This window comes from Selenomonas sp. CM52, assembly GCF_000292955.1.
Lineage (GTDB): Bacteria > Bacillota > Negativicutes > Selenomonadales > Selenomonadaceae > Selenomonas.
Window position 1 is genome coordinate 24,249 of sequence record NZ_ALNM01000053.1, and the last position, 19,207, is coordinate 43,455.

The following is a 19,207-nucleotide window of genomic DNA, read 5'->3' on the forward strand; positions in this document are numbered from 1 at the left end:
TTTTCTTATGGACTCTTCCAGTCTAGTCAAATTTCCTATCGTAGAGCAGCGCCGCGATCAGGACGACGAAGCACGAGCCGGCATTGTGTACGAGCGCGCCCGTCGTAGGATTGAGCTTCTGCATAAGCGACAGGACGATGGCGGCGAAATTGATGCACATCGATAGCGTGATGCTGAGCTTGATCGTCGTCGCCGTGGCATTAGCGAGGCGCTTGAGGTAGGGCACCTGCGCGACATCATCACGCATCAGCGCTATGTCAGCGGCTTCGACGGCGATGTCGCTCCCCATCGCGCCCATCGCCGCGCTGACGTCGGCGGTCTTCAAGGCGGGTGCGTCGTTCACGCCGTCGCCAATCATCAGAACCTTGCGCCCCTTTTCCTGCAGGTTCCTGACGTATGCGACCTTATCTTCGGGCAGAAGCCCCGCATGAACCTCGTCGATTCCGACTTGGCTCGCAAAGTAGGCTGCAGCTTCCTTGTTGTCGCCCGTCAGGAGCACGGTGCGCACATCCATAGCGTGCAGACGCTCGACCATCGCCTTCGCCTCGGAGCGCAGCGTATCGGAGAGGGCGAGCGCACCGATGCACCTCTCCCCTTCCGCCGCGAGTACGAGCGCCTTGCCTTCGGCGCGCAGCCCCTCCAAAGCTTCACGCATCGGCGCTTCCAACATGACGCCGTTTTCCGCGAGGTAGCTTTCGCTGCCGCATAAGAGTTTTCGTCCTGCGACCTTTGCCGAGACGCCCCTGCCCGCCGTCATGCAAAAATCCTCCGACGGCGCAAGCGCGACGTCCTGCGCCTTCGCATGGGCGACGATCGCCTTGCCCAGCGGATGCTCGCTCCTCGCCTCGGCGGAGGCAACGATTTGGAGCAATTCCTCTTCTTTGACAGTTTCTGCAAAAGGCAGGACGTCGCTGACAGAGAGTTTGCCGCAGGTCAATGTGCCCGTCTTGTCGAAGGCGATCGTATCGACCTTGCCCATCTTTTCCAAGGTCTCGCCCGATTTGATGATGACACCGCGCTTCGTCGCCTGTCCGATCGCCGCCATGATCGCCGTGGGCGTCGCTAAGACGAGAGCGCACGGGCAGAAGACGACCAGCAGCGTGACGGCGATGATGATGTTCGCCGTCGCAGCATAGGCGCCGACGGCGAGCACGAGCACGATAGGAACGAGCCAGCTCGCCCAGCGGTCGGCGATGCGCTGCATCGGCGCCTGCTTCTCCTCGGCTTCCTGCACCATGCGGATGAGCCTTTGCAGAGAGCTTGACTCGCCTACCTCCTTCACTTCGACATCGACCGAGCCAAAGCAGTTGAGCGTACCGCAGAAGACCTCTTCACCTGCGCCCTTGTCGACGGGCAGGGATTCGCCCGTCATGACGGACTGATCGATGGAAGTCTCGCCTGCAAGAATCGTGCCGTCCACGGGAATCCGTTCGCCGGGCAGGATGCGCAGCACATCGCCGCGCACGATCTCTTCGAGCGCGATCATTTCCTCCCTGCCGTTTCGGATTCTCCGTCCCTGCGTCGGCGAAAGCGCGAGGAGATTCTTCAGACCTTTCTTCGCACGCTCCGTAATCGCCTCTTCGAGAAGTGCGCCGAGCGCCATGATGAAGGCGACCTCGCCTGCCGCGAAGAGATCGCCGATGGTGATCGCCGCAAGCATCGCCATCGAAATCAGGAGCGCCGATGAGATCTTGCTGATGCCGCGATTGTAAATGATGCGCCAAACGGACAGGTAGAGCAGCGGAATGCCGCAGATGACGACCGTAACCCATGCGGGGTCGAACGGCAAAATCTGCATGGGCACCGCTTCCGCGCCGAACTCTTCCATCACATGCGGCACGAGATCGAGCAGCAGGAACGCTGCCGCCACGAGCGTCATGGAAAGGCTCGCGAGAAAATCATTGAGCCTCTTGAGTAGCGCCGCCGCACTTTGCAGTCTGTCACAGCCATAGCCGCTTGGCTGCAAAGGTTTCTTTCCCTGCACTGCATTCGCCTCTGTCATAAAGATTCCCCATTTCCTTATTCCTTGACAAGGTGACATCCTCTTTCGTACAATAAATGCAATAGAGAACATAATGTTCTTTATTATTCTAAGCAAACGTCCGCAAGAAAACAACGGATGATTGAAGCACTGCGTTTCTTACGGAACATCTCAATAAATTTGTACGGCGAAGGGGAATTCCATGGACAGACGGCAGAAAAAGACGAGGGCGGCGATCTTTGCCGCGTTCAGCGAGCTTGCGGCAAAAAAGTGCTACAACAAGATCACGGTGCAAGAGATCATCGACGGTGCCGACATCGGACGCACGACTTTCTACGCGCACTTCGAGACGAAGGACGATCTCCTCAAGGCTCTTTGCGAGGAGCTTTTCGGCCACATCGTCGGCAGTGCTATGGACCGCACGCACACGCACGGCCTGTACTCGGACGGCGATGCACCGCACTCCGTCTTCCTGCACCTCCTGCAGCATCTTGAAGAAAACGACAGCAATATCCTCGGACTGCTGTCATCCGCGAGCAGCGACATCTTCCTGCGCTATTTCAAGGACAGCTTGAAGCAGCTCGTGCGCCTGCACATCGTCGCGCATGGACGAGGAAATCCTGCCGTGCCGCAGGATTTCCTCGTCAACCACATCACGGGCAGCTTCGTCGAAATGGTACTGTGGTGGATCAAGGGCGGCCGGAAGATGATGCCCGAAGATCTCGACCGCTGCTTTCGCGCCGTGATTGAGCCGATTCTCTAGCATAGCTATAACGACTTCTACAAAGGCATTGACAGCCTGCGCCCCTTTTGCTAAAATGGTACAGCAAGTCACGGAGAGGTGTCCGAGCGGTTTATGGAGCCGGTCTTGAAAACCGGTGATGCAGCGATGCACCGTGGGTTCGAATCCCACCCTCTCCGCCATGATGAAATAAACGACGCATAGATAAAAAGACGGGGCATGAATCTTCGGATTCATGCCCCGTCTTTTTTGAGGTTGCTTACTTGTCGTAGGATGTCTTCGTCGCATCGAGACGCGCAATGGCGCGGCGCAGAGCTGCTTCGGCACGCTGGAGGTCGATCTCCTTCGACGCCGAGGCGCTGCGGAACGCGTCGATGCGTTCCTTGGCGCGCCGGTAAGCGCGCTGGGCGCGGTTGATGTCGATGTCGATCGGCTCTTCGGCAGCCGAGGCGAGCACCGTGATCTTTTCGGGCTGCACTTCCATGAAGCCGCCAGAGACAGCGATGAGTTCTTCGCGGTCGGGGAACTTCACATGCATGGCATGGGGCAGCAGCCCTGTGACAAGCGGCGCGTGATGCGGCAGGATGCCGAGTTCGCCGCCCGTCGAGCGCACGATGAGCATGGCGATGTCGTCGCTGTAGACAACCCGGTCGGGGGAGACAATTTCGAGCTTGATGGAAGCCACGAATCATCCCTCCTTTTTGATCTTGTCCGCTTTTTCGATGACCTCGTCGATGTTGCCGACCATGTAGAACGCGTTCTCGGGCAGATCGTCGTACTTGCCTTCGAGAATTTCCTTGAAGCCGCGGATCGTTTCCTTCAGCGGCACATACTTGCCGGGCGAGCCCGTAAAGACTTCGGCGACGGCAAAGGGCTGCGACAGGAAGCGCTGGATCTTGCGCGCACGCGCAACGGTGAGCTTGTCCTCGTCGGAAAGCTCTTCCATGCCGAGGATCGCGATAATGTCCTGCAGTTCCTTGTACTTCTGAAGCACCGCCTGTACGCCGCGCGCGACTTCGTAGTGATCCTCACCGATGACATTCGGGTCGAGGATGCGCGATGTGGAATCCAAAGGATCGACGGCGGGATAGATGCCGAGCTCGGCGATCTGGCGCGAAAGAACGGTCGTCGCATCGAGATGCGTGAACGTCGCTGCAGGCGCTGGGTCCGTCAAGTCGTCGGCAGGCACATAGACCGCCTGCACGGACGTGATCGAGCCTTTCTTCGTCGAGGTGATGCGCTCCTGCAGAGCGCCGACGTCCGTCGTCAATGTTGGCTGATAGCCGACGGCGGAAGGCATGCGGCCGAGAAGAGCCGAAACCTCGGAACCCGCCTGAATGAAACGGAAGATGTTGTCGATGAAGAGCAGCACGTCCTGCCCCTGCACATCGCGGAAGTATTCCGCCATGGTAAGCCCCGTCAGGGCGACGCGCATACGCGCTCCCGGCGGCTCGTTCATCTGACCGTAGACGAGTGCCGTCTTGTCGATGACGCCCGACTCCGTCATTTCTGACCAGAGGTCGTTGCCTTCACGCGTACGCTCGCCGACGCCGGCGAATACGGAGTAGCCGCCGTGCTCGGTCGCGATGTTATGGATAAGCTCCATGATGAGAACCGTCTTGCCGACGCCCGCGCCGCCGAAGAGACCGATCTTCCCGCCGCGCGAGTACGGGGCGATGAGGTCGACGACTTTGATACCCGTCTCAAGGATCTGCGTCGACGTCTCCTGCTCATCGAATTTCGGCGCCGGACGATGGATCGGCCACGACTCCTTGTTGCCGACGGGAGCGGGATTGTGGTCGACCGTGCGGCCGAGCACGTTGAAGACACGCCCGAGGCACGCATCGCCGACGGGCACCTTGATCGGCGCGCCCGTGTCTTCGGCTTCCATGCCGCGCATGAGACCGTCCGTCGAGCTCATGGCGATGCAGCGCGTGACACTGTCGCCGAGATGCTGCATGACTTCGACGACGAGGTCGATGTCGAGGTCTTCCACCTTACCCTGGATCGTAATGGCATTGAGGATGGCCGGCAGCTCTCCCGCTGGAAATTCGATATCTACGACAGGTCCGATGACCTGTACCACTTTACCTTTAGCCAATGCTAAACCTCCTTACTTCAAGGCTTCCGCACCGCCCACGATCTCGGTGATCTCGCGGGTTATGCCAGCCTGACGCACTTTGTTGTAGTGCAGGTCGAGCTTACGGATGAGTTCCTCGGCGTTGTCCGTCGCGTTGCTCATCGCGTTCATGCGGGAGCTGAGTTCGCTCGCGGCGGACTGCAAGAGCGCCGCGTACACCGTCGTCACGAGGTACTGCGGCAGCAGGAAGCCCAGGACTTCCTCCGCCGACGGCTCGTAGATGTACTCCGCATGAGGGCCTTCCTTCGCCTCGCCGAGCCCTCTAAAGGGCAGGAGCTGCATCGTTTCCGGCACGCAGCTGATCGACGAGATGAAGCGCGTGTAGACCATGTGGATCTCCTTGATGCCGCCTTCGGTGAAGCGATTCGTAAGATCTTGGGCGATCGTGCGCGCTTCTTCGTAAGTCGGACGCTCGCTGATGCCGATGTAGGATTCCGCGACATCGAAGCCTCTGTGCTTGAAATGATCGCGCGCCTTGCGGCCCACGGTCACAAGCGTCGTCTTCGACTTGTCTTCAACGAGACTCGCGACGAGCTTGAATACGTTGCTCGAATAAGCACCCGCAAGTCCTTTGTCAGCGGCGCAGACGAGATAGAGCGTCTTGCCGTCCGGATGCGTCTCCAACAGCGGATGGCTGAAATCGCCGGCATTCGCCGCGATGTCCTTGACCACCTCAGCCATCTTTTCCGCGTAGGGGCGGTTGTTCGTCGCCGCATCCTTGGCACGGCGCAGCCTTGAGGTCGCGATCATATTCATAGCGTTCGTGATCTGCTGGATGCTTTTTACGCTCTTGATCCTTCGGCGTATATCCTGCAAGCTAGCCAAAATGAATCACCTCGCTATTATTCTTTGACCCTGTAAGAAATCGTCTCCTTGAACTCCTCGATGCACTTCTTGATCTCGGCTTCCAAAGCATCGTCGAGCTTCTTCTGCTCAGCGACTTTCTTGCCGACATCGGCATGGCTTGCGTGCATGAACTTGATGAAGTCCTCCTGGAACTTGACGACTTTCTCGACGGGGATGTCCGCGAGGAAGCCGCGCACGGCCGTGAAGAGCACGAGCACCTGATCCTCGACGGCGAGCGGCGTGTACTGCGGCTGCTTCAAGGTCTCGACCATGCGTGCGCCGCGATCGAGCTGCTCCTTCGTCGCCTTGTCGAGGTCGGAGCCGAACTGCGCGAAAGCAGCGAGCTCACGGTACTGTGCAAGGTCGAGGCGCAAGGTGCCCGCGACTTGCTTCATCGCCTTGATCTGCGCCGAGCCGCCGACGCGCGAGACGGAGAGGCCGACGTTGATCGCCGGGCGGATGCCCGAGTAGAACGCGTCGGTTTCGAGCATGATCTGACCGTCTGTGATCGAGATGACGTTCGTCGGAATGTATGCCGAGAGGTCGCCTGCCAAGGTCTCAATGACCGGCAGAGCCGTGATGGAGCCTGCGCCAAGCTCATCGGAGAGCTTCGCCGCGCGCTCTAGGAGGCGCGAGTGCAGGTAGAAGACGTCGCCCGGATAGGCTTCACGCCCCGGCGGACGGCGCAGGAGAAGCGACATCGCGCGGTAAGCGGCGGCGTGCTTCGTCAGATCGTCGTAAACGCAGAGGGCATGACCGCCCTTGTACATGAAGTACTCCGCCATGGCGACGCCCGCATACGGCGCAAGGTACTGCAAGGGAGCGCTGTCCGCCGCCGTCGCAGCGACGACGATGGAATATTCCATCGCGCCGGCGTCTTCGAGCGTCTTGACGACGCGTGCGACCGTCGACGCTTTCTGGCCGATGGCAACATAGACGCAGATGCAGTTCTGCCCCTTCTGGTTGAGGATCGTATCGACAGCGATCGCCGTCTTGCCCGTGCCGCGGTCGCCGATGATGAGCTCGCGCTGGCCACGGCCGATTGGCACGAGGCCGTCGATCGCCTTGAGGCCTGTCTGCAGCGGCTCATGGACAGACTTTCTGTCCGCGATGCCCGGCGCGGGGAACTCGACGGCGCGATGCTCTGCCGCCTGAATGGGGCCCTTGCCGTCGATCGGACGCCCAAGAGCGTCGACGACGCGGCCGACCATGTTCTCGCCAACCGGCACCTGCATGATCTTCTTCGTGCGCTTGACCGTCGCACCTTCTTTGATTTCCGTGTCGCCGCCCAAGATAACGGCGCCAACGTCGTCCTGATCGAGGTTCAGGGCAAGACCGTATACATCATTGCCGAAATCGAGCAGCTCGCCTGCCATGGCTTTCGTGAGGCCGTGGATATGGGCGATGCCGTCACCGATCTCGATAACAGTGCCGACATCATCGACGTTCAGATCGACGTTGTAGTTCTTGATCTGGTCTTTGATGATGGCCGTTATTTCTTCCGGATTCATTTTCATCTTATGCTGTCACCCCAATTTCTCACTTGTTCGCCAGTATCTCGGCGCGCAGTGCTGCAAGTCTGCCCTGTACGCTGCCGTCGATGCGCTTGTCGCCGATCTGGGCGATCGCACCGCCGATGATGGCGGCGTCGATGTGCTTCCTGAGCTTCACGCTGCGCCCCGTCGCCTTTTCGAGCTTGTCGGCAAGAAGCTTTTCCAGTTCTCCCGTCAGCGGATGCGCCGTCGTGATGTCCGCGACAACGATGCCCTGCGCCTCGTTGGAAAAATCTTGATACTGGGCATCTATGACCTCCAGAAGGTCCATGCGATGCTTGTCGATCAAGAGCATGATGAAGTTCTCAATATCCGAGGAGAGTTCGCCCGAGAAAATCTTCTTGAACAGCGATTTCTTCGCTTCAGGCGGCACCTGTGGATTCGTTGCGAAGCCTCGGAGCATCGGCTCATCGAATACGGTACGCGTCACGCCCGTGAGTTCTTCGCCGTACTCCTTGAGTTTCTTCTCATCCGCGGCAATCTCGAAAATGGCGCGCGAATACTTTTTCGCCAGTTGCAGATTCAGCATGAGAGATCACCAAGCTTTTCGTTGCCGAGTCGATCGGCGAACTCGGCGATGAGGCTCTCGTTCGCCTTCTCGTCGAGGTTCTTCGCGATGACCTTGCTCGCCGCCGCCATCGAAAGGGCAACGACCTCGGCGCGAAGCGTCTCCGCTGCCGCGCGGCGCTCGCGCTCGATCTCCTCCGCCGCAGACTTCTTCATCTGCTCAATATCGCGCTTCGTCTTCACGACGCTCTCATCGCGCTCCTCCGCCGCCTGACGTGAAGCGGAGTCGATGATGCTTTGCGCCTTGACGCGGGCGCTCGCGAGCTGATCCTCGTATTCCTTCTTGAGGGCTTCGGCCTTTTCCACGTCCTCGTCCGCTTTGGCGAGGCTCATTTCGATCTTCTTCTGACGCTCCTGGAGCATGTTGACGATCGGCTTATAGGCAAAGGCGCGAAGCAGCACGACAAGAATCAGGAAGTTCAGGATCTGAGCCGCAAGGGTCCAATTTATATCGATCAATTTGCTGTACCCCCTTTTCTTTCATAAAGAGACTTGAATTTCTCCTTATTTCGTCAGAAGCGGGTTCGCATAGAGCATGATCAGGGCAACAACCGTCGCGATGATCGCCATAGCCTCGATCAGACCGACGGAAATCAGCGTGTTCGTGAAGAGGGTATTCTTCGCCTCTGGCTGACGCGTGATGCCTTCGATGAAACGAGCCGTGACAAGACCGTCGCCGATGCCGGCGCCGATCGCGGCAAGACCCATCGTAATACCTGCGCCAATCAAAGCGGCTGCTACCATAATCGCGTTTTCCATGAAAAATTTCCTCCTTAAAGTACAATACAAAAACAGAAAGGAACCATCCCCGTCACTTTCAATGCTCCCCGCCTGCGCGGATGGCTTCCGCCGCATCAAGCAGAGCACCGCCCTCGCTCATGGCGTTGACGCCGTGTCCATGATCTTCTCCCTCACTTGCATGGAAAGAATTTGACAGGTACGCTATCGAAAGCATTGTAAAAATGACGGCCTGCACCATACCGATGAAGATACTGAAAGCAAGCCAGAGGACGGACGGCACAGGCATCCAAATCGGCAAGAGCTTCAGCAGGATGATGATGAGTATCTCGCCTGCAAGGATGTTGCCGAATAGACGAAAGGCCAGAGTAATGGGCTTCGCTAATTCCTCAATGATATTAAGGATGACGAAGACGGGCGTTGGCTGGAAGAAGTGCTTGATGTACTTCATGCCTCCCATATAGAGGCCCAGGCCATGCACCAAGGCGACGACAAAGAGCGCTAGCCCCAACGTGGTGTTCAAGTCATTCGTCGGCGACGCCATCTTCGGCACGAGGCCGATCCAGTTGGAAACCAAGAGAAACATGAACAATGTGATGATCATTGGCGCGAGCCAGCGACCTTTCGGTCCGAGCGTCGCATCCATCTGCTCATGCAGCCACACGACGACCATCTCCAGCACATTCTGCCAGCCCGAGGGAATGAGCTGCAAATTGCGCGTCGCGAGAATCGCGATGAGAAGGACGACCGCCATGGTGATCCATGTCATGATCAAGGTTTCCTCATTGAAGGTCATGCCGGCGAACTGAATAACTTCGCGAACACCGATTTCATGCATGTTTAACTACCTCCCTTTCGGATAAATCTCGGAGAGGGCCGAAAAGCATCTCCCCGGAAAGTGCGGATTCAGTCCGCCTTTCCCTTATCGGTCTTTTTCGAGCGCGAGCAGCATGATGTGGAGCATCGTCACGACGTAGCATAGGGCAAAGCCCGAAACCACCGTGAAGAACACCTCGGTCGAGATCTGCACGGCAGCCCAGAACACGATAAAAATCGTGACGAGCCGCAGAACGAATCCCTGCCGCATCTCGCGCTTGGCGCGTTCGGTGGTCAGCGTCGTGCTCCGCCACGTGCGCCATACGAGATTCCACAGACAGACTGCCGCCGCCAGATAGCCGATGAGCCATGCGCCAATGAGACCCGCGCGTCCGCCGGCGGCGAACGAAACGAGCGCCATGAGCGCAACGCCAAGAAGCCATGCAGCGAGCCGCTTCGCATATACCGATAAGACTTCCCTCACATATTCCTCCTTCGGCGGAAAAAGCGCCGTGGTGCGAATATCATTGTAAGAAATCGCTGAACATCTCAGCATTCCCAAACCGCCGCATCACTTTCTTTAAGGAAGCGCGGATAAAATGAGGTCGCCCAGATTTGCACAGATGTGCTGTATCTATCGAGGAGACAAACCGCAGGCGTAGCGGTGCTACGTCGAGGATTTGTCGACGATGAGAGGACAGCACAGATGTATTAAGATGGGCGGCTGAATTTATCAGTGATTCCTGAAGAAACCTTTGCAGCTATTTTACTGTTTCGACAAAAGAAGCCATTCCCCTGCCGAAAACAAGCGGAAATCGCCATAAAATTAAAGAATGATAAGATAACTAAAAATAGACAACAATTATATAAACAGCACCTATCTTTGTATAAATAAATAATCAATATAAATTATAGCAAAGTTCATAAATTCATCTTGTCAATATTCGCGGCAGAGACTCGCCTTGGCTTCTCTCTTTGCAGCGACGAAATGGCAAGCATTTTCTGCTATACGAGAACACGACGTTATACCTATGTATCGCAGAAAAGAGAGATGCACTTAAGCATCTTTTAAGTTTTCTTGAAAATTTTTCTTATTTCTGTATTTCTTCATGCACCGCGCGAAAACTGCCCGCGACATTGTCAGCGCATACGGCGCACGCGCCGATAGACGGAAAAGATGGCGAGCGGAAACCCCACAAGGATTCCCGCAAAGATTCCCTTGTGTCCCAAAGAGAAGGCCTCATCCACCAGGCTCCCCGCGTACATGCAAACGCCGAGAACGGCGCAGAAGAAGATCCCGATGCCACTCAAAAAGAGGTAGGCATCGAGCGCTTGACGGAGCGCCCCCTTTTCCTTCGGCGATGTTTGCCGTTCCATCAGCAAGCAGAGAAGATGTCGGGCTTTTCATGGGAAAGACCCGCATGGTAGAGAATCGCCTGAATGATACGGCGCGCGGCCTCACCGTCTCCGTAAGGATTGCAGGCGCCGCTCATGCGCTGGTAAGCAGCGTCGTCGGTCAGAAGTTCTTTCGCTTCTCGATAGACGTGCTCCTTATCCGTACCGACGAGACGCACCGTCCCCGCTTCCACGGCTTCGGGCCGCTCCGTCGTATTGCGCAGCACGAGCACTGGCTTGCCGAGCGCCGGCGCCTCCTCCTGCACCCCCCCTGAATCCGTAAGAATGAGGTGAGACCGCGCCATAAGGTTTGCGAACGGCTCGTAGTCCAATGGATCGATGAGGTGGACGCGATCAAGGCCGCCGAGCTCTTCCCGTGCGACTTCGCGCACCTTAGGATTCTTGTGCATAGGGAATACCGCTTCAATGTCGGAAAATTCCTCGACAAGCTCCTTGAGCGCCTTATAGACGTGGCGCATCGGCTCGCCGAGATTCTCACGCCGATGCGTCGTCACGAGCACGACGCGCCGCCCTCCGCCGCCGAGGCCGTCGAGCAGCGCATCGTCGAAGGAAAAATCCTCACGCACCGTCTGCTGCAGGGCGTCGATGACCGTATTGCCCGTGACGAAGATGCGGTTTTCATTCACGCCCTCGCGCAGAAGATTCGCCTTTGCCGTCATCGTCGGCGCAAAATGGAGGTCGGCGATCGCTCCCGTGAGCTTGCGGTTCATCTCCTCGGGAAACGGTGAATACTTGTCCTGCGTGCGAAGCCCCGCCTCCACATGGCCGACTGCCGTCTGATGATAGTAGGAAGCCAAAGCACCTGCAAACGTCGTCGTCGTGTCGCCATGCACGAGCACGATATCGGGCTTCTCCTTCGTAAGAACGCCATCGAGCCCTAGGAGCGCCTTCGACGTGATGTCGAAGAGCGTCTGTCCCTGCGCCATGATGTCGAGATCGTAGTCGGGTGTGATGGAAAAGAGCGAAAGCACCTGGTCGAGCATCTCGCGATGCTGCGCCGTCACGGCGACGAGCGGCGTTATCTCTGCCTCATGTTTCTTGAGTTCGAGCACGATCGGCGCCATCTTGATCGCCTCGGGGCGCGTGCCGAAAACCGTCATGACCTTGATCTTCTTCATAGGTTTGTTCTCCTTTTCCCTCACTGGAACGAACGCGTGGAACGTATGGCAAAAACTCCGCCCCGCATCAATGTGTCTGGGCGGAATCGTTCATGCGGAAGATGCCGAGCTTCTTCGCGCCGAAGAGCACGGAGACGACGACGCCGGCGAAGATGAGGAGCGCGATGCCGCCCGAAACCTCCGTCAAAGCGACGGCGCTGAGACCCAAGAGGGCGCTGATAATGTACATTAAGAGCACCGCCTGACGCTGCGTAAAGCCGAGGTCGAGCAGGCGATGATGCAGATGTCCCTTGTCCGGCTTGAAGATCGGCACACCGCCGCGATAGCGGCGCACGATGGCAAATGTCGTGTCCATGATGGGGAGCCCGAGCGCGAGAATCGGCACGATGAGAGCGATCGTCGCCGCGCTCTTGACAGCGCCGATGACGGAGATGCCCGCGAGCATGAAACCGAGGAACATGCTGCCCGTGTCACCCATAAAGATCTTCGCCGGATTGAAGTTGTAGAAAAGGAAGCCAATGGCAGCTCCCGCAAGCGCCGCCGTCAGCACGGCAACGAGCGCATAGCCCTGCTGCAGGGCAACGAGACAGATGGTCACAGACGCGATGGTGGCGACGCCCGCCGCCAAGCCATCGAGGCCGTCGATGAGATTCACGGTATTCGTCAGACCGACGATCCAAAAGATCGTCGCGGGTATGGCAAGATACTCGAGGTAAAGATAATCGCCGAACGGATCGGTGATGAAGTCAATGCGCACATCGAAAGCGACGAGCACGCAGGCACAGACGATCTGCCCAAGGAGCTTGACCTTCGCGGGCAGATTCTTGTAGTCATCTATGAGTCCCAGAAGCACGATGAGAGAGCCGCCCGTCATGAGTCCTGCCAGTTCAGTCAAAACCTCATCCGAAAGCTCCCCGTAGACCATAAAGCTGAGCATCGCGGCCATAAAGGCGATGTAGATGCCGACTCCGCCAATGCGCGGTACCGGCTTCTTATGAACCTTGCGCGCGTCCGGCGCATCGAGCGCCCCCGTTTTTTTCGCAAAAAAAATGACCGCCGGTGTCACGGCAACCGCGACAACCATGGCGACGAGGAACGCCAAAACGTGATTCGGCATGGAAAACAGCACCCCTTTTATATACCCGTAGGACGCATCCAAAAGCGTCACCGTTTCTTTTCAACAGCCACTCCACTTTTTCATGAACCATTGTATCATGAAAGCCCAAGAAGTCAAGCCCGCAGGGCGCAGACTGATTGGCTGCTTTCATATAAGGGCGGGTGGACATATGTACAGCGAGATGCTTTGATGCCGCCATCGCTGGAAACAGGTACAAAAACAAACCGCGCCTCTTTGCGCGACGGCTGAACATATGTCCATCAAGTTTATCATGAAAGCCCAAGAAGTCAAGCCCGTAGGGCGCAGACTGATTGAAAAGCCCGCCGGCGCGAAGCACCGGCGGGCAGTCAAACACAAAATACAAAACTTAATTTCCCGGCTCGATCAAGGCGTACTTGCCGTCCGTGCGGCGATAAACGACGTTGATTTCCTCCGACTCAGCGTTACGGAACACGAAGAAGTTGTGGTTCAAGAGGTTCATCTGCATGATTGCCTCCTGTACATCCATAGGCTTCACGACGAAGCGCTTCGTCTTCACGAGCGGGAACTCGCCTTCCTCCTCCTGTACGGGAATCGCACCCATCTGCTGGACGGCCTCTTCTTTGAAACCGCCGCCGCGGAAACGCTTGGCAAGGCGCGTCTTCTGCTTGCGGATCTGACGCTCAAGCTTCTCGACGACGAGATCGATGGAGGTGTACATATCCATCGTGGCCTCCTCGCCCCGGAGCAGAACACCACCCGGGATGGGCACAGTGACTTCGACAATATGGCGTCCTTTGGAAACCGTGAGGAGCACCGAGATTTCGCCCACCTCGTCGAAATACTTCGTGATTTTGCCGACACGCTTCTCGACATAGTCCTTGAGCGACGGGGTGATCTCAATGTTTTTCCCTCGTACCGTGAATGTGGCCATAGTGACATGTCCCCTTTCCTGTATCTTCTGCTGTATATATTCTCCCTCCGCTCGCAAAACCCTTCTTTTGGAAAAGAATGTTTCTGAAAATTTTCACGAGGGTCATCCAATGCGTTTTCACTGGCTGGAATGAATATTCAATGCTATAATAAGAACAAAAAAGGTGATTTCGTGCAGCAAGAAGACCGTGCCGTGACGGCGAGTCATGTGCCGCTTTATCAAAATCCAACCTATGACCAACATGCCAAACGCCTACTTTCACAGAGAACCATCATGGCTCGGCTGCTCAAGCGAACCGTGCCGGAATTCAAAGATGTCACCATCGCTGACATAGCCGAAAAGTACATCGAAGGTTCGCCGCAAATCAGCGAGATTCCCGTTGCGCGGGACAAGACGAATGCCGCAAGAAACGCGCTGCATACGCCAAAAGAATTTATTGGCGATGCCACGGAAAGTGTCGGCATCACAGAAGGCTGGATTCGCTTCGACATCCTCTTCCACGCGCGTGCTCCAAAATCAGGTGAACTCATCACCTTGATCATCAACGTCGAGGCACAGAGAACGCAGCGTCGATCAAAACTTGGTTACGCACTTTTGCGCCGTGCCATCTACTATGCAAGCCGTTTGCTTTCTTCTCAAAAGGAAACGGAGTTCACAGGATCTTCTTATGACGAAATCAAGAAAGTCTACTCCATCTGGCTCTGCATGGATGCTCCCGATGGCAATAGCGCCATCAATCGCTACGATATCAACGAGCATCACGTTCTAAACAGTCACAAGGAAAAGCATACCGATTACGACCTGATGAGCATTGTAACGATTTATCTTGGCGAAGAACGAAAATCACACGAGGATTGGCTCATCCGCTTCCTGCGCCTCTTGTTCAAGAATACAAGAATGACGATGGCAGAGAAAAAGAAACTTCTGAAAGATGAATTTGATCTGGATACGACTACCGATATAGAGGAGGAGTTGAGTACAATGTGCAATTTGAGTACGGGGATTTATGAACAGGGAATCGCGCAAGGAATTGAGCAGGGAATCGAAACCAATCGCACGGCGACTGTCCTTTCGATGCTCAAAGAAAATTTACCCATTGAAATGATCGCACGCATCACAAATTTATCGGCAGACAAGATACGTGCCTTAAAAATGGAGAACCAACCATCTTGACGAATATAAATTATCTGAAACCGAAGGCCGGCACATGAAGCGAACCGCTCCGCTCCATGTGCCGGCCTTCGATTTCTCTTTCAGCGACTCGTTCCCCTCGTTTGAAAACAAAAGAACCGACTCCAAACGGAGCCGGTCTTTGCCAAACTTCAGAAAACGCGTGGTTCAATCAACGTTCTCTGAGGGAACACGACATGCTTTCGCGCAGCTTACGCCGTCTTCACGACATTGGAAGCCTGCGGGCCGCGTGCGCCTTCGACGATCTCGAATTCTACGCCCTGACCCTCAGCCAACGTCTTGAATCCATCGCCCTGGATTGCAGAGAAATGGACAAAAACATCATCGCCGTCTTCCCTCTCGATGAAACCATAGCCCTTTTCTGCGCTGAACCATTTGACCTTACCAACCATAGTAATTCCTCCTGTTTCTTGGTGTGTTGCAGAACCGCGCCTGATACTCACGCAATTTCATTATAGACCCTACCATCTAATCTGTCAATCAAATAGGAGGAAATGATTACGAGACCGCCATATTTTTTCTAAGGGAGCGCTGATAAAATGAGGTCGCCCAGATTTGCACAGATGCGCTGTATCTATAGCGGTCAACGTCAGCCAATCATGCGACGCGCTTCGCGCTTGCATTCTTGGGACGTTTTCGCATACGAACCGTTGCCCAATCGCCTGCGTCCTTCGGACTTGGCTCTTGAACGGCTCAGCAAGGAGACAAACCGCAGGCGTAGCGGTGCTACGTCGAGGATTTGTCGACGACGAGAGGACAGCGCAGATGTGTGAAGATGGGCGGCTGAATTTATCAACGCTCCCTAAAATTTCAAGCAACGCGCCATCGCCGTGCGCACGGTGCTCTCTGGCACGTCGTCTCGCACGCAGACCTTGCCGATGCCTTCCATGAGCACCCAGTTGACTTTGCCGTCGACCGTCTTCTTGTCGTGGAAGATCGCCGCATAGAGGCCTTCGACCGTGCAGCCTTCGGCGAACAGTGGCAGTCCCAGACGCTCTGTCAGGCGGCGCACGCGCAGGACGTCGGCATCATCGATCATGCCGAGCGCCTCACTGATGTATGCCGCGCCCAAGGAGCCGATGGCGACGGCCTCGCCGTGATTGTAGCGCGCATAGCCCGTTTCCTTCTCGATGGCGTGGGCAATGGTGTGCCCATAGTTCAAAATGCGGCGCAGGCCGCCTTCCTTCTCGTCCTTGGCGACAACCTCCGCCTTGATTTCGCACGAACGCTCGACCATGAAGAGCACCGCATCATGCGAAAGGCGCAGTGCGTCTGCCGCATGATCTTCGAGAGCGGCAAAGAAATCTGCGTCAAAGATGATGCCATACTTAATGATCTCGCCGAGTCCCGTGCGGATCTCGCGCTCGGGCAGAGTGGCGAACGTCGCGAGATCGGCGAAAACGGCGGCGGGCTGGTAGAAAGCGCCGATGAGATTCTTGCCGAGGCGATGGTTGACGGCGACCTTGCCGCCGACGCTTGAATCGACCTGCGCGAGAAGGCTCGTCGGCAGCTGGACGAAGGGAACGCCGCGCATGTACGCCGCAGCGATGAATCCCGCGAGGTCGCCGACGACACCGCCGCCCAAGGCGAATACGGGCGAGCGGCGGTCAAGTCCCAGCTCGATGGCGTGCGTGAAGATGTCGTCGGCAACGGCAAGCGACTTCGAGGCTTCGCCTGCGGGCACGAGATGGAGCGCAGGTTCCAATCCCGCCTCGCGCAAGGCTGCCAATGTCCTCTCGCCATACATCTTCCCGACATTCTCATCGGAGATGACGAGCGCTTTGTGCGAGAAATTCTGCGCCCTTACGAAATCGGAGATTTCCGGCAGAAGATCCTCGCCGATAAAGATGTCGTAACTCGCTGCGCCAAGTTCCACGCGCACCTTGTGCATCTCACGCACGAAAAACACCTTCCCTCTTCAAATAGCCGGCGATGTCGTCGACGACCTGCAGCGGCGAAAGATCGCTCGTGTCAACGCTGTAATCCGCAACATCATAAAGCTCCCTGCGCTCCGCCATGAGGTCTGCCACCGCCTGCCGGCGATCTCCTGCATCCTTTGCGTCGAGCACGGGGCGGTCGCCCACATGAGCCGTGCGCGCGAGCACGACGTCGACAGAGGCCGTCAAACAGATGAGCGCACCGTTCTCCTTGAGCAGCGCCACATTCGCCGCGTCCTTGACCGTGCCGCCGCCCGTCGAAATCACGAGAGCACGGCGCTTGGCCGTGCGCCTGACCGCCTCCCTTTCCAAAGCGCGGAAAGCCGCCTCACCCTCAGAGGCGAAGATCTCGGGAATCGAACGCCCCGCCTCTTCCTCGATCATGCGGTCGAGATCGACGAAGGCGCGGCCGAGACGCTGTGCAAGTGCACGTCCCGTGCTCGTCTTGCCCGTGCCCATGAAGCCGATCAATACGACGTTCTTCATCTCACGCCTCCTCCGTGCGCTTCTTGTACGCTGCGACATCCGCTTTCATGTCGCGCATATTGTCGCTGTCAAACTTCTCGATGAAGGCTTCGGCGAGCACGAAGGCCGCCATTGCCTCGCCGACGACAGAGGCGGCGGGCACGGCGCAGACGTCGCTGCGCTCCTTCGAAGCGAGCACGGGCGCTTTTTTTTCGATGTCAACGGAATGAAGCGGCTTCATCAGCGTCGGAATCGGCTTCATGACGGCGCGAATGACGATATCCTCGCCGTTCGTCATGCCGCCCTCAAGGCCGCCCGCGCGGTTCGTCCTGCGCACAACGGAGTCGTTCTCACCCAAGAACATCTCGTCGTGCGCCTCGCTGCCAGGGAGTGCCGCATAGCCAAAGCCTGCGCCGATCTCAACGCCCTTGATGGCCTGGATCGACATCATGGCGGCGGCAAACCGCGCGTCGAGACGCCTGTCCCACTGGATGTGGCTGCCGAGTCCGAGCGGCGCACCCGCGATGCGCACCTCGAAGATGCCGCCGAGCGTATCGCCCGCCTCTTTCGCCGCGCGAATCTTCTCTTTCATGCGCTCTTCAGCCTCAGCATCAAAGCAGTTGAGTTCCGATGCCGCCTTATGCGCCGCGCCCGTCTCGCGCTTGGCTGCATCGGCGGTGACGCCGCCGATGTCGAGCACGGCGGATTCGACCGTGACGCCGAGTGCGAAGAGAAGCTCCTTCGCCACGGCGCCGACGGCGACGCGCATCGCCGTCTCTCTCGCGCTCGCCCGCTCCAAGATGTCGCGGATGTCCTCACGCGCGTACTTCCGAACGCCCGTGAGGTCTGCGTGTCCGGGGCGCGCCGCCGTCACCTTCTCGCCGTGCGCCTCGCCAAATGCCGTCATGCGCTCCTGCCAGTTCTGCCAATCGAGGTTTTCGACCGAGAGCGTAATAGGAGAGCCGATCGTCTCGCCGAAGCGCACGCCCGAGAGAATTCGCACCGTATCCGTTTCGATCTTCATGCGTCCGCCGCGCCCGTAGCCCTTCTGGCGACGCGCCAAATCACGGTTGATGTTTTCCAATTTCAGCGAAAGCCCAGCCGGAATGCCCTCCAAGATGGCTGTCAAAGACGGGCCGTGCGATTCGCCCGCCGTCAAAAAACGCAATGTGCTCAATATGATTTCCCACTTTCAAAAATACAACCTTCCAACTTTATTTAGTCTACTATGAAAGTCCAAGAAGTCAAGCCCAAAGGGCGTAGACTGATTGGATAACTTTCGTTAAGGGCGGCGCACAATGTCCACGAAGTGGACGTTTGTGCGTGTAGCTTACTATGAAAGTCCAAGAAGTCAAGTCCAAAGGGCGCAGACTGATTGGATAACTTTCGTTAAGGGCGGCGCACAACAGGAAGCGTCCTCTGTGCAACCCTAAGCCTGCAAATAAAAAGTCAAGCCCTTAGATGAAAAAAGATGAGGAGTTGTGGCAAGTGGAATTTGAGCAACACAAATAGGTCGCCGCAGGAGCGCCGACCAAAGGGACGGTAGTGAAATGCTATTCTTGTTCTTTGGAAAGGCTTGCCAAATACTCATTTACGCGCCCGTAGTAGATGCGCAGGAACTTATTCGCTCCTGCCGTCATATAGACGTAGTAAGGCTTTCCCTCGGA

20 protein-coding genes and 1 tRNA gene are annotated in these 19,207 nt (G+C 56.9%); 3 read left to right on the plus strand and 18 right to left on the minus strand.

The features are described 5' to 3' along the window. Positions 1 to 22: 22 nt before the first annotated feature. Positions 23 to 2,002, minus strand: a complete 1,980-nt coding sequence (locus tag HMPREF1153_RS11765) for a heavy metal translocating P-type ATPase (RefSeq protein WP_009647189.1) — start codon at positions 2,000 to 2,002, stop codon at positions 23 to 25. Between the two features lie 181 nt (positions 2,003 to 2,183). On the opposite strand from HMPREF1153_RS11765, the gene HMPREF1153_RS11770 reads away from it, so the two are divergent. Further along, positions 2,184 to 2,744 carry a TetR/AcrR family transcriptional regulator gene (locus tag HMPREF1153_RS11770; RefSeq protein WP_009647162.1) on the plus strand — a complete coding sequence of 187 codons (561 nt, stop codon included), beginning with the start codon at positions 2,184 to 2,186 and terminating at the stop codon, positions 2,742 to 2,744. A 72-nt stretch (positions 2,745 to 2,816) separates the two neighbouring features. Next, positions 2,817 to 2,905: transfer RNA gene (locus tag HMPREF1153_RS11775), tRNA-Ser, on the plus strand. Between the two features lie 77 nt (positions 2,906 to 2,982). Here HMPREF1153_RS11775 and HMPREF1153_RS11780 read toward each other — a convergent pair. The 13 genes from HMPREF1153_RS11780 to hpf form a co-directional block, all read right to left on the minus strand. Further along, positions 2,983 to 3,408, minus strand: coding sequence for a F0F1 ATP synthase subunit epsilon (locus tag HMPREF1153_RS11780; RefSeq protein ID WP_009647167.1), 426 nt, complete (start codon positions 3,406 to 3,408; stop codon positions 2,983 to 2,985). 3 nt (positions 3,409 to 3,411) lie between these two features. After that, on the minus strand, positions 3,412 to 4,824 hold the full coding sequence (gene atpD / locus HMPREF1153_RS11785; protein WP_009647171.1) for a F0F1 ATP synthase subunit beta: 1,413 nt from the start codon (positions 4,822 to 4,824) through the stop codon (positions 3,412 to 3,414). A 12-nt stretch (positions 4,825 to 4,836) separates the two neighbouring features. Beyond that, positions 4,837 to 5,688 (minus strand): ATP synthase F1 subunit gamma, encoded by an 852-nt coding sequence (gene atpG, locus HMPREF1153_RS11790; protein ID WP_009647200.1) that lies wholly within the window; start codon positions 5,686 to 5,688, stop codon positions 4,837 to 4,839. 17 nt (positions 5,689 to 5,705) lie between these two features. Next, positions 5,706 to 7,226 carry a F0F1 ATP synthase subunit alpha gene (gene atpA / locus HMPREF1153_RS11795; RefSeq protein ID WP_009647174.1) on the minus strand — a complete coding sequence of 507 codons (1,521 nt, stop codon included), beginning with the start codon at positions 7,224 to 7,226 and terminating at the stop codon, positions 5,706 to 5,708. Between the two features lie 22 nt (positions 7,227 to 7,248). Beyond that, a complete protein-coding gene (gene atpH / locus HMPREF1153_RS11800; RefSeq protein WP_009647192.1) occupies positions 7,249 to 7,791 on the minus strand; it encodes an ATP synthase F1 subunit delta in 543 nt (180 codons plus the stop codon). Next, complete coding sequence (gene atpF, locus HMPREF1153_RS11805; RefSeq protein ID WP_006191016.1) at positions 7,785 to 8,288, minus strand: F0F1 ATP synthase subunit B; 504 nt, start codon at positions 8,286 to 8,288, stop codon at positions 7,785 to 7,787. The genes atpH and atpF overlap by 7 nt, the downstream gene beginning before the upstream one ends. A gap of 45 nt (positions 8,289 to 8,333) precedes the next feature. Then, positions 8,334 to 8,588, minus strand: coding sequence for a F0F1 ATP synthase subunit C (gene atpE / locus HMPREF1153_RS11810; RefSeq protein WP_009647169.1), 255 nt, complete (start codon positions 8,586 to 8,588; stop codon positions 8,334 to 8,336). A gap of 58 nt (positions 8,589 to 8,646) precedes the next feature. Beyond that, positions 8,647 to 9,405 (minus strand): F0F1 ATP synthase subunit A, encoded by a 759-nt coding sequence (gene atpB, locus HMPREF1153_RS11815; protein WP_009647180.1) that lies wholly within the window; start codon positions 9,403 to 9,405, stop codon positions 8,647 to 8,649. An 84-nt stretch (positions 9,406 to 9,489) separates the two neighbouring features. After that, complete coding sequence (locus HMPREF1153_RS11820; RefSeq protein WP_037370725.1) at positions 9,490 to 9,867, minus strand: ATP synthase subunit I; 378 nt, start codon at positions 9,865 to 9,867, stop codon at positions 9,490 to 9,492. 656 nt (positions 9,868 to 10,523) lie between these two features. Continuing rightward, positions 10,524 to 10,760 carry an AtpZ/AtpI family protein gene (locus HMPREF1153_RS11825; protein WP_009647188.1) on the minus strand — a complete coding sequence of 79 codons (237 nt, stop codon included), beginning with the start codon at positions 10,758 to 10,760 and terminating at the stop codon, positions 10,524 to 10,526. Then, positions 10,760 to 11,917, minus strand: a complete 1,158-nt coding sequence (wecB, locus tag HMPREF1153_RS11830; RefSeq protein WP_009647199.1) for a non-hydrolyzing UDP-N-acetylglucosamine 2-epimerase — start codon at positions 11,915 to 11,917, stop codon at positions 10,760 to 10,762. The genes HMPREF1153_RS11825 and wecB overlap by 1 nt, the downstream gene beginning before the upstream one ends. A 67-nt stretch (positions 11,918 to 11,984) precedes the next feature. Continuing rightward, positions 11,985 to 13,034 carry an MraY family glycosyltransferase gene (locus tag HMPREF1153_RS11835; RefSeq protein WP_009647185.1) on the minus strand — a complete coding sequence of 350 codons (1,050 nt, stop codon included), beginning with the start codon at positions 13,032 to 13,034 and terminating at the stop codon, positions 11,985 to 11,987. Between the two features lie 367 nt (positions 13,035 to 13,401). Further along, complete coding sequence (hpf, locus tag HMPREF1153_RS11840; protein WP_006190997.1) at positions 13,402 to 13,947, minus strand: ribosome hibernation-promoting factor, HPF/YfiA family; 546 nt, start codon at positions 13,945 to 13,947, stop codon at positions 13,402 to 13,404. A 129-nt stretch (positions 13,948 to 14,076) separates the two neighbouring features. Between hpf and HMPREF1153_RS11845 the strand changes: the two genes are divergently transcribed. Then, entirely contained in the window at positions 14,077 to 15,120 is a 1,044-nt protein-coding gene (locus HMPREF1153_RS11845) for a nuclease (RefSeq protein WP_009647161.1), read from the plus strand. Between the two features lie 209 nt (positions 15,121 to 15,329). Here HMPREF1153_RS11845 and HMPREF1153_RS11850 read toward each other — a convergent pair whose 3' ends face one another. The 4 genes from HMPREF1153_RS11850 to aroC form a co-directional block, all read right to left on the minus strand. Beyond that, a complete protein-coding gene (locus tag HMPREF1153_RS11850; protein WP_006190995.1) occupies positions 15,330 to 15,530 on the minus strand; it encodes a cold shock domain-containing protein in 201 nt (66 codons plus the stop codon). A gap of 410 nt (positions 15,531 to 15,940) precedes the next feature. Continuing rightward, on the minus strand, positions 15,941 to 17,029 hold the full coding sequence (gene aroB / locus HMPREF1153_RS11855) for a 3-dehydroquinate synthase (RefSeq protein ID WP_037370727.1): 1,089 nt from the start codon (positions 17,027 to 17,029) through the stop codon (positions 15,941 to 15,943). Between the two features lies 1 nt (position 17,030). Then, positions 17,031 to 17,561 (minus strand): shikimate kinase, encoded by a 531-nt coding sequence (locus tag HMPREF1153_RS11860; RefSeq protein ID WP_009647182.1) that lies wholly within the window; start codon positions 17,559 to 17,561, stop codon positions 17,031 to 17,033. Position 17,562: 1 nt separating this feature from the next. Beyond that, positions 17,563 to 18,717 carry a chorismate synthase gene (aroC, locus tag HMPREF1153_RS11865; protein ID WP_009647203.1) on the minus strand — a complete coding sequence of 385 codons (1,155 nt, stop codon included), beginning with the start codon at positions 18,715 to 18,717 and terminating at the stop codon, positions 17,563 to 17,565. Positions 18,718 to 19,207 lie beyond the last annotated feature (490 nt).

What these genes read in the sequence shown, in the direction of transcription:
- atpH (WP_009647192.1), bottom strand. Translation starts at nt 7,791, where the DNA reads ATGCTGAATCTGCAACTGGCGAAAAAGTATTCGCGCGCCATTTTCGAG.
- wecB (WP_009647199.1), bottom strand. Translation starts at nt 11,917, where the DNA reads ATGAAGAAGATCAAGGTCATGACGGTTTTCGGCACGCGCCCCGAGGCG.
- HMPREF1153_RS11860 (WP_009647182.1), bottom strand. Translation starts at nt 17,561, where the DNA reads ATGAAGAACGTCGTATTGATCGGCTTCATGGGCACGGGCAAGACGAGC.
- HMPREF1153_RS11825 (WP_009647188.1), bottom strand. Translation starts at nt 10,760, where the DNA reads ATGGAACGGCAAACATCGCCGAAGGAAAAGGGGGCGCTCCGTCAAGCG.
- HMPREF1153_RS11845 (WP_009647161.1), top strand. Translation starts at nt 14,077, where the DNA reads ATGAATATTCAATGCTATAATAAGAACAAAAAAGGTGATTTCGTGCAG.
- HMPREF1153_RS11765 (WP_009647189.1), bottom strand. Translation starts at nt 2,002, where the DNA reads ATGACAGAGGCGAATGCAGTGCAGGGAAAGAAACCTTTGCAGCCAAGC.
- aroB (WP_037370727.1), bottom strand. Translation starts at nt 17,029, where the DNA reads ATGCACAAGGTGCGCGTGGAACTTGGCGCAGCGAGTTACGACATCTTT.
- hpf (WP_006190997.1), bottom strand. Translation starts at nt 13,947, where the DNA reads ATGGCCACATTCACGGTACGAGGGAAAAACATTGAGATCACCCCGTCG.
- HMPREF1153_RS11835 (WP_009647185.1), bottom strand. Translation starts at nt 13,034, where the DNA reads ATGCCGAATCACGTTTTGGCGTTCCTCGTCGCCATGGTTGTCGCGGTT.
- atpB (WP_009647180.1), bottom strand. Translation starts at nt 9,405, where the DNA reads ATGCATGAAATCGGTGTTCGCGAAGTTATTCAGTTCGCCGGCATGACC.
- HMPREF1153_RS11770 (WP_009647162.1), top strand. Translation starts at nt 2,184, where the DNA reads ATGGACAGACGGCAGAAAAAGACGAGGGCGGCGATCTTTGCCGCGTTC.
- HMPREF1153_RS11850 (WP_006190995.1), bottom strand. Translation starts at nt 15,530, where the DNA reads ATGGTTGGTAAGGTCAAATGGTTCAGCGCAGAAAAGGGCTATGGTTTC.
- atpE (WP_009647169.1), bottom strand. Translation starts at nt 8,588, where the DNA reads ATGGAAAACGCGATTATGGTAGCAGCCGCTTTGATTGGCGCAGGTATT.
- atpA (WP_009647174.1), bottom strand. Translation starts at nt 7,226, where the DNA reads ATGAAAATGAATCCGGAAGAAATAACGGCCATCATCAAAGACCAGATC.